Raw genomic sequence first — 12,563 nt, forward strand, 5'->3', positions numbered from 1 at the left:
ATTCGCAAAATACCAGTATAAAAATTGAGCCATCTTAAATTTAGGATGGCTTTTTTTATCACTTTAATTTTCCTATTTTTAGCGCCTCAAAAAAAATATAATTAATAACTAACTAAATAAAATATGAAGTATATAGTAGATTTTTTACCTCTTTTTGGAGTCTTGGCATTATTATTTGTTTTTGTAAAAAATGTTTGGGTTTCTAAGCAAGAAGTAGGTAATGAAAAAATGGCAAAAATTGCAAAACACATTGCAGATGGCGCCATGTCTTTCTTAAAAGCTGAATACAAAATTTTGGCAATTTTTGTTGTGGCTGTTGCTATCTTATTATTCTTTAAGGGTAATTCAGAAGAAGGATCTCACGGAATGGTTGCGGTATCTTTTGTTGTTGGAGCTATATGTTCAGCTTTAGCTGGGTTTATTGGAATGCGTGTAGCTACAAAGGCAAATGTTAGAACAACTAATGCGGCTAGAACTTCTTTAGGAAAGGCATTAGAAGTTGCCTTTGCTGGTGGTTCTGTTATGGGATTAGGAGTTGTTGGCTTAGGAGTACTTGGTTTAAGTGGTTTATTTATGATTTACCAAATGATGTGGCCAGGTTCTGAAAATATTCCAATGGTGCTTAATGTATTATCTGGATTTTCATTAGGAGCTTCATCTATTGCATTATTTGCCCGTGTTGGTGGTGGTATTTATACTAAAGCAGCCGATGTAGGTGCAGATTTAGTAGGAAAGGTAGAAGCTGGTATTCCTGAAGATCACCCATTAAATCCTGCTACTATTGCAGATAATGTAGGTGATAACGTTGGAGATGTTGCTGGAATGGGGGCTGATTTATTTGAATCGTTCGTTGGATCTATAATTGGTACAATGGTTCTTGGAGCATTTATATTTACACCAGACTTTGGTGGTTTAGGTGCTGTATACTTGCCATTGGTATTAGCGGCAGTTGGTATAATAATGTCAATAATAGGAACCTTCTTTGTAAAAGTTAAAGATGGCGGTTCTCCGCATAAAGCATTAAACTTAGGTGAGTTTGGTTCTGGTGCATTAATGGTTATTGCTGCTTACTTTATTATTGGAGCAATGCTTCCAGAACAAATAGAAGGATTACCTTCTGGTTCTATGGGTGTGTTTTGGGCAGTACTTGCTGGTTTAATTGCCGGATTTGGTGTTGGAAAAATAACTGAATTTTATACAGGAACAGGTACAATACCTGTAAACTCCATTGTAAAACAATCGGAAACGGGTTCTGCAACAAATATAATTGCAGGATTAGGAGTAGGTATGATGTCTACTGCAGGTCCTATTATATTAATTGCCGGAGCTATTTTAGTATCTCATTACTTTGCCGGTTTATATGGTATTGCTATTGCAGCAGTAGGAATGTTAGCAAATACAGGAATTCAATTGGCTGTTGATGCTTACGGACCAATTTCTGATAATGCTGGTGGTATTGCTGAAATGGCTGAATTACCAAGCGAAGTAAGAGAGCGTACAGATAAATTAGATGCAGTGGGTAATACAACGGCTGCTATTGGTAAAGGATTTGCAATTGCTTCTGCTGCATTAACGGCTTTAGCTTTATTTGCTGCCTTTATGAAAACTGCAGGTGTAACGGCAATTGATGTGTCTCAACCAGATATTATGGCAGGTTTATTAATTGGTGGTATGTTACCATTTGTTTTTTCAGCTTTATCTATGAAAGCTGTTGGTAGAGCTGCTATGGCTATGATTGAAGAGGTACGTCGTCAATTTAAAGATATTCCTCAATTGAAAGCGGCATTAGAGATTATGCGTAAGTATGATTCTGATATGACAAAAGCCACTGAAGCTGATAGAAAAATATTTGATGAAGCTGATGGTTATGCTGAGTATGATAAATGTGTTGAAATTTCTACAAATGCATCTATTAGAGAAATGGTATTACCTGGATTATTAGCTTTAGCAGTTCCAGTTGCTGTTGGTTTTATTGGTGGTGCTGAAATGTTAGGAGGTCTTTTAGCAGGTGTTACTACTTGTGGTGTGTTGATGGCTATTTTCCAGTCTAATGCTGGTGGTGCTTGGGATAACGCTAAAAAGATGATAGAAGAGCAAGGTAGAAAAGGAACGGAGGCTCATAAAGCTGCTGTAGTAGGCGATACTGTGGGTGATCCATTTAAAGATACTTCAGGTCCTTCATTAAATATCTTATTGAAATTAATGAGTGTAGTTGCTTTAGTAATTGCACCTAGTTTAGTTTCAGATGAAGCAGTTCAAGCTTATAACGATAGCTCAACTGATGTTGAAATGGTTGAGGTTTCTAAAGAAATAAAAGTGAATATGACTAATAATGATGATGGAACTGTAAAAGCTGTTGTTACTATGGTAACTATTGAAAACGGGGAAGAGTCTACAGCGTATGAAACTTTTGAAGGAACTGAAGCTGAAGTAAAAGCAAATATTGAAGCTATAAAGAAGGGTTAATTTTCTAAACTAAAACTAACTAAATAAAAAAACCACGCTAAAAGCGTGGTTTTTTTATTATATAATTTTCGGGATTAAAACAATCCGTGAATTTCAGCGTCAATAGTATTTATGACTTGTCCTAAGTCTTCAGGGTTGTCAACAAAATCTAAATTGTCTACATCAATGATTACTAATTTACCTTTAGTGTAACCGTGTATCCAAGCTTCATAGCGTTCATTTAATCGGCTTAAATAATCAATACTGATAGAGTTTTCATAATCACGACCACGTTTGTGAATTTGTTTAACCAAATTAGGAATTGAACTCCTTAAATAAATCAATAAGTCTGGCCCTTGAACAAGCGATTCCATTAATTCAAAAAGAGAGCTGTAATTCTCAAAATCACGGTTGGTCATTAAACCCATGGCGTGTAAATTGGGAGCAAAAATATGTGCATCCTCATAAATAGTTCTATCTTGAATGATGTCTTTGCCACTTTGACGTATTTGTAAAACTTGACGAAATCTACTATTCAAGAAATACACCTGAAGGTTAAAACTCCAACGTTCCATTTGATTGTAAAAATCATCTAAATACGGATTGTCTACAACATCTTCTAATTGGGCTTCCCATTTATAATGTTTTGCTAGTAATTTAGTTAGGGTAGTCTTTCCAGCGCCAATATTTCCGGCAATCGCAATATGCATACTTAATTAATTTTTAATTGGAATTGTTGTAGTTTTTGATTCTGGTAAATATACAAGGTTTCATTGGTTACAAAAAACTGATTTATCAACAAATTTGGTATTTCAATTGGCGTTGTTAATTCTGAATCTTTTTTTAGAAAATATAAGCTATTGTCTTTCTTTAAAACAATATTCCCATTGTTTTCAGCTAATTCTGAAAAGCCCTCATTTTTCATTTTTTTAATTAAATTTCCAAAGTAATTATACTGATAAATAGATTTTTGGGTAAGTAACCAGACACTGTTATAATTGCTTTTTAAATCCAGTATTTTGCTTTGAATAGGTAATGAGCGTGCTTGAGTTTTACCGCTTTTGTAATTGTATAATTCTAATTGTTGATTGTCTTGATTAAAAACCCAAAGTGTATTATCAAACCCAGCAGAAATATGAGTGATATTTTTATATGGTTGAATGGTATTAAAATCAATTTTGAAGATTTCTGCTAATCGATTATCTAAAATTATAACGGTATTAAAATCTTTATAAAAGAGATTAATCTTTAAAGGGTTAAAAGCATTAGCCGAAGTTACATCACCTAATTGTAAATTATTATATGATATTGTTTTGTCAGAACTCTTTTTATAGAAGGTGTTGTATTGTAAATAATAGACGGTTCCAAAATTATCAACAGACACTATCTTAGCAGATTTAAAATCGGTCGATTTAATCAAAGAAGACTCAATACTATTTTGAGTGTATATTGATAGTGGGAATAATATAAAAAAGACTATTTTGTACTTCATGCTGACTTGAAAAATACAAAAATCAAACCAGTTTTAGCAAATTAATTTATAACCATATCCGCGAATGTTAATGATTTGCAAGTTTTCGTCTGAATTTAGTTTTTTTCTAAGTTTGGTGATGAATACATCCATGCTTCGTGCACTGAAAAAGTCATCATTCCCCCAGAGTTTTTTGAGGATAATAGAACGGTCTAATACTTGGTTTTTGTTCTTAATTAAATGAAATAATAAATGGGCTTCTCTATGGGTAAGTTGTTGGGGTGATTCTATTTTAAATTGAAGTGTTTGCTTTGGAAAGTTAAAAGCATAGTCTCCAACTTGAAGAATGTCTGACTCTTTTTGAACTTTTGTTCTATTCAACAAATTATTAATACGAACAATGAGCTCTTCCATACTAAAAGGCTTTTTAAGGTAGTCATTGCCACCAATAGTAAAACCTTCAACAACATCTTGGGTTTGTGATTTTGCAGTTAAAAAAATAATAGGAATGGTATCGTCTAAAGTTCTAATGTCTTTAGCTAGAGTAAAACCATCCTTTTTTGGCATCATTACATCTAATACTAATAATTCGGGGCTACTGGTTTTATAGGTTTCAAAAGCTTTTTCTCCATTATCACAAAGTAGTACCTTAAAGTTTCTGGTTTCTAAACTTTCTTTAATAATCAAACCCAAAGCTGGTTCGTCTTCTGCTAAAAGTATGGTGGTTGGTTTACTCATTCGGAATTGAAATTTTAAATGTAGTTAACTTATTATTCAATTCTAAATGAATGGAGCCCTTATGCTTTTCTATGATTTTTTTGGTGTAATACAAGCCAATACCAAAGCCTTTAATATCATGGGTATTCCCTTTAGAGATTCTATAAAATTTCTCAAAAATTTTCTCCTTATTTGCTTTGGTTAAGTAGTTTCCGTTGTCTGAAATATTAATTAAAATATTTGATGAGTTCTGAGTTATTTCAACCAAAATTTTGTCACCGCCATATTTAATAGCATTATCTAAAACATTATTTAAAGCATTTTCAAAATGAAAAGCATCAACATTTGATATTACATTTTCAGGAGCAGAATTAAAACTAATTGTTTTAATTTCGGTTTGCATTTTATGCTTTTCAACTATCTGCTCTAAAAGCTCAGTTAGGTTGTAATCTTCTTTGTTTAATTCTAAACTATCACTGTCTAAAGTAGCTGTTTCTAATAGTTTTTCAACCATCACATTCAATTTAGATAATTGCTGATTAGACATATTTAAATAGGTTTTGGTTTTTTCTTTATCCTCAATAGCATTAAAATCTTTAATGCTTTCAATAGCAACACCAATAGTAGCAATAGGTGTTTTAAATTCGTGGGTAATATTGCTTATTAAATCATTTTTAACCTCGGCTAGCTGCTTTTGTTGTTTAATAATTTTTAAAAGATAAAACAGACAGCCAATAACTGCAAGTATTAATAATAATGAAGCCAAAATTCCACCTAAAATGCGTTTTAAAATAATTTTAGTTTCATTGGTAAAGTTAATCTCTAATTCACTTCCGTCAGGTAAAAAAGTAGATTTTGAAAACGTTTTTAAAGTATGACTGCTATTAGGAGATTTAAGTATTTTAAATCGGTTAAAATGCTTAATACTGTCTTTGGCGTTCTTAAAACTAAGTTTGTATTTAATATCAATGTTTTTTCTTTCTAATTCAATGTTTAAAAGACTATCTACTTCTTTAAGAACTAAGGTGTCGTTATTAATTGATATAACCACTTTTGAGGTAAGCATTTTAATATCCTCAAGCTTATTTGGATAATGAAACTTCTGAATAATAGAATCATGTTTGTGTTTTGCTGTATCCACACTAATTTCAGCAAATAGAGAATCAACCTTTTTTCCTCTTACTACTGTAATGCCTTCAAGACCCGATACATCTAAACTATCAAGGTTTTTAAATTCTTTTTCAGATTCTTCAATTTGGGATAAAAAATTTTGAAACTTACTTCCTTCCTTAAAAAAATGATCTGTTTTATTTCCTTCAAAAGCAAAACCTATAGTAGTGCGTTCAGCAAGTAAGGCATAATAATCATCAACAGATTTGTCTAAACTGCTTTGAACATCATTTATAAGCTGATGCTTATTGGAAAGGTAATTTTTGTAATTCCAAAATACCTGAATACCAATAGTGCAAACAATTACGGCTATAATTGCGTACAATAACCATCTGTATTTCTGCTCGTTCATATTTCAAAAGTATATGTTAATATCAAGAAAAACCAATCGGTTAACACACGTTAACACTAGTTAACTTTAAGTTAGACTTAGGTGTTGCATATTTGTGGTAGAAAATCATCAAAAAACGACAGAAATCATAAAATTTAAATCAAATGAAAACAATTGTTACTTTATTCATTATTTTAATATCGAATCTTTGTCTTGCGCAAAGCGATGTGAAAATTGAAAACTTGAGCATTAGTGTTTCGGTTAACTCTTTAGAAGAACTCGAGGCAATTAATATTGAAAGTATTGAAAATGTGTTTAAGGAAGTTGAACCAAACATACCAATTTCAATGCAATTGAAGTGCAAAGGAAAACCAATGAAAAACGGTGAATTATCCTTATTTTCCATGAAGGTTAGCGGAACTTTTGAAGAAAAAGAACAACTTAATAAGGGATTAAAAAAACTTAAAAATACAGCATTAACATTTTACCAAATTCAAAAATAAAAAGATGAAAAGAACTATTATTTTAGTCGGAATCTTATCCATGTTTTTATTGTCAGCTACCGCCCAAGATTTTCAGGGAGTGGCTACTTATAAAACTAAAAGAAAATTGGATATTAAATTAGACAGTACACAAGTAAATTCTGAAATGCATCAGCGTATGATGGCTATGTTGAAAAAGCAATTTGAAAAAACTTATATACTAACTTTTGATAAAGAGTCCTCGGTTTACAAAGAAGAAGAAGCTTTAGAGGCACCTCAAGCTGGAGGTATGCGTATGGTGGTTATGACAGCTGGAGCTTCAGATATATTATATAAGAATATCAAGGAAAATAGATTTACCTCGCAGAGTGAAGTGTTAGGGAAGATTTTTCTTGTAAAAGACGAGTTAGAAAAACAAGATTGGACTTTAGAAAAGGATACCAAATTTATTGGTGAATACACCTGCCATAAGGCCACCATGAAACGTATGATTGAAGTTAGAGAAAGTGGAATTAGTATTAATGGCGACAGGGACTTTGATGATGAGAATACCGAACCCGAGATGAGAGAAGTTGCTGTAACTGCTTGGTACACTATGCAAATTCCAGTTAATTCAGGACCTGCAAGATTTCATGGTTTACCAGGTTTAATATTAGAAGTTAATGATGGAGAAGAAACTATTATATGCAGTAAAATTGTGCTAAACCCTAAAGAAAAGTTAACCGTTAAAGAGCCAGTAAAAGGTAAAGAGATTAGCCAGAAAGATTTTGAAGCTGTGGTAGAAAAGAAAATGCAAGAACAAGCTGAAAAGTACGAACACAGAAGAGGTGATGACGGCGGTCACAGAATTGAAATTAGAGTAGGGGGTTAACTTCCAAACCTCCTTGATATTGTAAGTTTTCTAGTAAAATAATATTATTGTTTAATAAAACAGTATATTTGTTAAACAAAACATATTTAAAAATGAAAACATTATTTAATTTTTTAGCCATTTGTCTCGCCTTATTTTGTTCTACATCTGTATTTAGTCAAGAATTTCAAGGTAAGGCTTACTATTATTCAAAATCTACCCTAGATTTAGGGACATGGGGAGCCAGAATGAGTCAGCAGCAAAAAAATCAAGTTGCTGCAAGGTTAAAAAATAGATTAGAGAAAACCTATGTTTTATCATTTAACAGAGAAGAATCTTTATATAAAGAAGAAGTAATACTTGATGCTATTTCTGGAGCTACAGATTCTTGGGGAAAAAACTTTACCGCTGGTAATCAATATAGAAATGTTAAGATGAATAGACTTGTGCAAAATCAAGAATTTTACGGAAAGCGGTTTTTAATTGACGATAAGTTGCAGCCTATAAATTGGAATATGGGCACCGAACAAAAACAAATTGGTCAATACACCTGTTACAAAGCTGTTGGGTTAATACCCTCTTCTCAACTAGAATGGTGGTCGTTCTCCTGGGATAAGCTTAGAAAAAATGACGCTAAAAAGGAAAACGATTCTTTAACGGTGTCAAATAGTAAAGAATCGCAAATAGACACGGAGGTTGACGACATTGAAATGACACAAATTATTGCTTGGTATACACCTCAAATTCCAGTAAGCCATGGACCATCAGAATATTGGGGACTTCCAGGGTTAATTCTAGAAGTTAGTGCAAACAATACAACAATTTTATGTTCTAAAGTGATTATTAATCCAAAGGAGCAAATAGAAATAGAAGCTCCGGACAAAGGAAAACGTGTATTAAAGGATGAATACAGCCAAATAATTACTCAAAAAATGACTGAGTTTAGAGATAACAGAATGGGTAGAAGGACAAGATAAATGGAGGTGTTCAAGCGAAAATCATAGTGCTAATAATTTAACTTAATATTAACGATTCGTTTTTAAACTATAATGTAGTATTTTGGTCTAAGAGCATAGTATCTTAATTAACCAAAAACAACTCCGTAATGAGAAAAACGTTTATAAAATTTTCAGTAGTATGTTTTGCTTTATTGATTTCAAACTCAATTACAGCGCAAGACTTTCAAGGAAAAGCGCATTACATGTCTAAAACAACCATAGATATGGCCAATTTTGGTAGGCCTGGTATGGACGAAGATATGAAAAAACGTATTGCAGCCAGATTGAAAAATGCTTTGGAAAAAACATATATTCTAACGTTTAATAAGTCTGAATCTGTATATAAAGAAGAAGAAAAATTGGATGCTCCAGGATCTGGAGGAAGTGGTTTTGGACGTATGATGATGGGGAATTTTGTTGATGGAAACCAATATAAAAATATTAAAGATCAATCCTTTTTGCAGGAGCGTGAAGTTTTTGGGAAAAAGTTTTTAATAAGAGATTCTATTCCTTCCTTTGAATGGAGAATGACAGGTGAAACTAAACAAATTGGTCAATACATGTGTTTTAAAGCCACCGGGACAAAAGTAAAGTACGGTTTAGATGTTAACTTTAGAAGACCAAGACCTGATCAAGAAGGTGAAGAGGCTGAAAAAAAGGAAGAGCAACTAGAAGAGGTTACTGATGAATTAGATGTTGTAGTGTGGTATACGCCACAGATTCCAGTTAGTCAAGGACCAAGTGATTATTGGGGGCTTCCAGGGTTAATTCTAGAAGTTAATGAAGGAAGAACTACCATTCTATGTTCTAAAATAGTGATGAATACAAATGATAAAGATGTCATTAAAGTACCTTCAAAAGGAAAAGAAGTTTCAAGGGCAGAGTTTGATGAAATTTCAAAAAAGAAGATGGAAGAAATGAGAGAAAACTTTAGAAGAGGAGGAGGTCGCCCAGGTGGAGGACGCCCAGGTGGAGGAGGAAGATAATTCAATCAATAATATTCATATAATTACCAATCAATGAGAAGATTATTAACGTTAGCACTACTATTAGTAGTAGGCTCAACCTTTGCGCAAGTTCGTCTGGAAGGTGTTGTAAAAGATAGTATAGGTACGCCGTTAGAATTAGCCAATGTAATTGCCATAAATCAAGCAACTCAAAAACTAGATTCTTACGGAATTACTAATGACGAAGGTCGCTATAGGCTGTCTTTAGAAAAGAATGCTTCTTATACCATTCAAGTGAGTTATGTAGGAATGAAGACATCTCAAGCTGTTGTTGAAACTACTGATCAGGGAGTCACTAAGAATTTTACTTTACAAAATGACAACACACTTGATGCTGTTGAATTGGTATATGAAATGCCCGTTACAGTTAAGGGTGATACCATAGTTTATAATGCAGATTCTTTTAAATCTGGTACAGAACGAAAATTAGGTGACGTTCTAAAAAAACTACCTGGAGTTGAATTAAATGATGATGGTGAAATAGAAGTTGAAGGAAAATCAGTTGGTAAAGTAATGGTTGAAGGAAAAGACTTTTTTGATGGTGATTCTAAACTTGCCGTTGAAAATATTCCAGCTAATGCTGTTGATAAAGTTGAGATTCTAAAAAACTATTCAGAGGTTAGTCAGTTGCGTGGGGTAACAGATAATCAAGATAATATAGCTATCAATATCAAACTTAAAGAAGGTAAAAAGAAATTTTGGTTTGGTAACATTACTGGTGGGTTAGGAGATTCTGATGAGGAAACATTGTATTTATTACAACCTAAACTTTTTTATTACAGTCCAGAGTATAGTATCAATCTTATAGGTGATTTAAATAATATAGGAGAAGTTGCCTTTAACAGACGTGACTATTTTAAATTTTCTGGTGGGTTTAGAAGTCCAAGCAGAAGTAGTGGTACTAATATTAATTTAGGTAGTAATGATATTGGTTTTTTAACCGCTCAAAATAACAGAGCCAAATATATTAACACCAAGCTTGGAGCTGCAAACTTTAGCTACTCACCTAAAAAGACTTTAGATTTAAGTGGTTTTGCTATTTTCTCAAATAGTAGGACTGATTTACAGGAAAACAGAGCTGTAACTTATACAGACCCAGACTTAAATATTCCAAATGAGGACACAGAAAGTAATACAACACAACGTAGTGATTTAGGGATGCTAAAGCTAAGTGCTGCTTATAAACCTAATGCGAACAATCAGCTAGATTATGATGTGCTTGCAAGAACCTCAAAAGAATCTCAAGATCAAATGTATTTTTCGTCTGTATTAGGCAATATAGATCAGTTAGAAGATACTTCGCCTTTTAGTATTAGTCAGAATTTGAATTATTATTATACCCTTGATGATAATAATATTTTTGCTTTTGAAGTTCAACATTTATTGCAAGACGAAGACCCATTCTACAATGCTATTTTAGAAGATAAAGCAAACTATGATGATACTGGAAATGCTTTGGGGTTAGATAATGCGCAAATAGATTATAATGTAGCTCAGGAAAAGCGTGTAAAATCAAATCAGGTTGATGCTAAATTAGATTATTGGAATGTTTTAAATAATAAAAGTGACTTAAATTTTACGCTTGGTACTATTTACAGTAAACAAGATTTTAATTCTAGTATTTTTCAATATTTAGATAACGGAACCATATTTGAACCATCAAATACACTGCCTAATAGTTTAGATGGTAACGATATAGAATATACTTTTAATGATGTGTATTTAGGTATGCATTACCGTTTAAAATCTGGTATTTTCACGTTTACTCCGGGAGTATCGGCACATGCATATAGTGCTAAAAATAATCAGTTTAATGTAAATTATACAGACAACTTTTTCAGGTTATTACCAGATTTTAATACGCGTATTCAGTTAAAGAATAGTGAGAATATTAATTTCAATTATCGCATGTCTACAAACTTTACAGATGTAAATCAATTAGCTAGAGGTTTGGTAATGAATAATTACAATGCGTTTTTCTCAGGAAATCAGGAATTAGAAAGTGCGTTGGCACATAATCTAAATCTATCTTATTTCAGTTTTAATATGTTTAATTATACCAATGTTTTTGCTAGATTAAGTTATTCTAAAACCATTGATAGAATTAGAACTACTTCACAATTTGAACCGGGAAGTGTTGTTAGAGTGAGTACCCCGTTTAATTCTGATTTTCCAGATGAGAATGCTAGTTTTAATGGGCGCATTCAAAAAACCCTTGGTAAATTTAAAGCATCATTAGGAGGTAATTTTAACTATAACAAATTCAATCAGGTTGTTAATAACAGACCATCAGTAAATGAGAATTATTCTTATACTTATAGAACTGGATTAAGTACTAATTTTAGAGATGCACCTAATTTTGAAATAAATTATAGACATACCATTCAAGATAATAATCAAGGAGAAAGAAAAACTAATTTTGTTACTAAAGTACCGTCAGTTGAATTTGATGCTTTAATTTTTAAGAAGTTTACTTTTAAAACAGACTACTCTTATAATAATTTTAGTGAAGATGGAACAACTATTAACGATTATGAGTTTTGGAATGCATCATTAGCATATAGAAAAGACCAAGACAGTAAATGGGAATTTGAATTAAATGCCACTAACTTATTGGATACCAAATCGCAAAACAGAACCAATACAAGTAATGTTTCTGTAAGTGCCATAGAATATTTTATCCAGCCTAGATTCTTGACTTTCAGGCTACGATATGAGCTTTAAAAATTAAAAGCGATAACTTAATTAAGTTATCGCTTTTTTCTTTGGTTAAATTATCCAACAATAATATATTTGCGCTCGGTTTTGGGAAGATACTCAAGCGGCCAACGAGGACAGACTGTAAATCTGTTGGTTTTCACCTTCGCAGGTTCGAATCCTGCTCTTCCCACATTAACTTGAAAAGTCTGCACGTAAGTGCAGACTTTTTTATTCCAAAATAATAAGAAGCTTGCTTTAAAGGATATTTTAGAATAAAAAAAGAACACTGCGATAGCAGTGGTGCTTTTCATTTTCAGGATTGGGAAATAAGGATATTTAATCTTGGTTAATTTTTATAAAGGAATTTCCAAAGTAGCCAAGAACAAGCAATT

At 32.3% G+C, this 12,563-nt stretch carries 10 protein-coding genes and 1 tRNA gene; 7 read left to right on the forward strand and 4 right to left on the reverse strand.

Translation table 11 applies throughout. From position 1 onward, the window contains the following. Window positions 1-123 precede the first annotated feature (123 nt). Window positions 124-2,466 (forward strand): sodium-translocating pyrophosphatase, encoded by a 2,343-nt coding sequence (locus FUA22_RS00850; RefSeq protein WP_147765636.1) that lies wholly within the window; start codon window positions 124-126, stop codon window positions 2,464-2,466. 74 nt (window positions 2,467-2,540) lie between these two features. On the opposite strand, the gene FUA22_RS00855 is transcribed toward FUA22_RS00850, so the two are convergent. The 4 genes from FUA22_RS00855 to FUA22_RS00870 are packed head-to-tail and all read right to left on the reverse strand — an operon-like array spanning window position 2,541 to window position 6,155. Next, window positions 2,541-3,155 (reverse strand): deoxynucleoside kinase, encoded by a 615-nt coding sequence (locus FUA22_RS00855; RefSeq protein WP_147765638.1) that lies wholly within the window; start codon window positions 3,153-3,155, stop codon window positions 2,541-2,543. Window positions 3,156-3,157: 2 nt separating this feature from the next. Next, entirely contained in the window at window positions 3,158-3,937 is a 780-nt protein-coding gene (locus tag FUA22_RS00860) for a hypothetical protein (RefSeq protein ID WP_147765640.1), read from the reverse strand. Between the two features lie 33 nt (window positions 3,938-3,970). Next, window positions 3,971-4,654, reverse strand: coding sequence for a response regulator transcription factor (locus tag FUA22_RS00865; RefSeq protein WP_147765642.1), 684 nt, complete (start codon window positions 4,652-4,654; stop codon window positions 3,971-3,973). Further along, window positions 4,647-6,155 carry a sensor histidine kinase gene (locus FUA22_RS00870; protein WP_147765644.1) on the reverse strand — a complete coding sequence of 503 codons (1,509 nt, stop codon included), beginning with the start codon at window positions 6,153-6,155 and terminating at the stop codon, window positions 4,647-4,649. The genes FUA22_RS00865 and FUA22_RS00870 overlap by 8 nt, the downstream gene beginning before the upstream one ends. A 143-nt stretch (window positions 6,156-6,298) precedes the next feature. Here FUA22_RS00870 and FUA22_RS00875 point away from each other — a divergent pair, with 143 nt between their 5' ends. The 6 genes from FUA22_RS00875 to FUA22_RS00900 all read left to right on the forward strand — a co-directional run bounded on the left by FUA22_RS00875 (window position 6,299) and on the right by FUA22_RS00900 (window position 12,361). Then, complete coding sequence (locus FUA22_RS00875; RefSeq protein ID WP_147765646.1) at window positions 6,299-6,637, forward strand: hypothetical protein; 339 nt, start codon at window positions 6,299-6,301, stop codon at window positions 6,635-6,637. Between the two features lie 4 nt (window positions 6,638-6,641). Then, window positions 6,642-7,487: a GLPGLI family protein gene (locus FUA22_RS00880; protein WP_147765648.1), complete on the forward strand. Its 846-nt coding sequence runs from the start codon at window positions 6,642-6,644 to the stop codon at window positions 7,485-7,487. Between the two features lie 92 nt (window positions 7,488-7,579). Then, window positions 7,580-8,443 carry a GLPGLI family protein gene (locus FUA22_RS00885; protein ID WP_147765650.1) on the forward strand — a complete coding sequence of 288 codons (864 nt, stop codon included), beginning with the start codon at window positions 7,580-7,582 and terminating at the stop codon, window positions 8,441-8,443. Between the two features lie 128 nt (window positions 8,444-8,571). After that, window positions 8,572-9,450, forward strand: a complete 879-nt coding sequence (locus FUA22_RS00890; protein WP_147765652.1) for a GLPGLI family protein — start codon at window positions 8,572-8,574, stop codon at window positions 9,448-9,450. Window positions 9,451-9,483: 33 nt separating this feature from the next. Further along, window positions 9,484-12,195 carry a TonB-dependent receptor gene (locus FUA22_RS00895; protein WP_147765654.1) on the forward strand — a complete coding sequence of 904 codons (2,712 nt, stop codon included), beginning with the start codon at window positions 9,484-9,486 and terminating at the stop codon, window positions 12,193-12,195. An 83-nt stretch (window positions 12,196-12,278) separates the two neighbouring features. Next, window positions 12,279-12,361: transfer RNA gene (locus FUA22_RS00900), tRNA-Tyr, on the forward strand. The last annotated feature ends 202 nt before the right edge of the window (window positions 12,362-12,563 follow it).

It is taken from the genome of Seonamhaeicola maritimus, assembly GCF_008056315.1.
In the GTDB taxonomy this organism is placed as follows: Bacteria; Bacteroidota; Bacteroidia; order Flavobacteriales; family Flavobacteriaceae; genus Seonamhaeicola; species Seonamhaeicola maritimus.

What these genes read in the sequence shown, in the direction of transcription:
- FUA22_RS00850 (WP_147765636.1), top strand. Translation starts at nt 124, where the DNA reads ATGAAGTATATAGTAGATTTTTTACCTCTTTTTGGAGTCTTGGCATTA.
- FUA22_RS00855 (WP_147765638.1), bottom strand. Translation starts at nt 3,155, where the DNA reads ATGCATATTGCGATTGCCGGAAATATTGGCGCTGGAAAGACTACCCTA.
- FUA22_RS00860 (WP_147765640.1), bottom strand. Translation starts at nt 3,937, where the DNA reads ATGAAGTACAAAATAGTCTTTTTTATATTATTCCCACTATCAATATAC.
- FUA22_RS00865 (WP_147765642.1), bottom strand. Translation starts at nt 4,654, where the DNA reads ATGAGTAAACCAACCACCATACTTTTAGCAGAAGACGAACCAGCTTTG.
- FUA22_RS00870 (WP_147765644.1), bottom strand. Translation starts at nt 6,155, where the DNA reads ATGAACGAGCAGAAATACAGATGGTTATTGTACGCAATTATAGCCGTA.
- FUA22_RS00875 (WP_147765646.1), top strand. Translation starts at nt 6,299, where the DNA reads ATGAAAACAATTGTTACTTTATTCATTATTTTAATATCGAATCTTTGT.
- FUA22_RS00880 (WP_147765648.1), top strand. Translation starts at nt 6,642, where the DNA reads ATGAAAAGAACTATTATTTTAGTCGGAATCTTATCCATGTTTTTATTG.
- FUA22_RS00885 (WP_147765650.1), top strand. Translation starts at nt 7,580, where the DNA reads ATGAAAACATTATTTAATTTTTTAGCCATTTGTCTCGCCTTATTTTGT.
- FUA22_RS00890 (WP_147765652.1), top strand. Translation starts at nt 8,572, where the DNA reads ATGAGAAAAACGTTTATAAAATTTTCAGTAGTATGTTTTGCTTTATTG.
- FUA22_RS00895 (WP_147765654.1), top strand. Translation starts at nt 9,484, where the DNA reads ATGAGAAGATTATTAACGTTAGCACTACTATTAGTAGTAGGCTCAACC.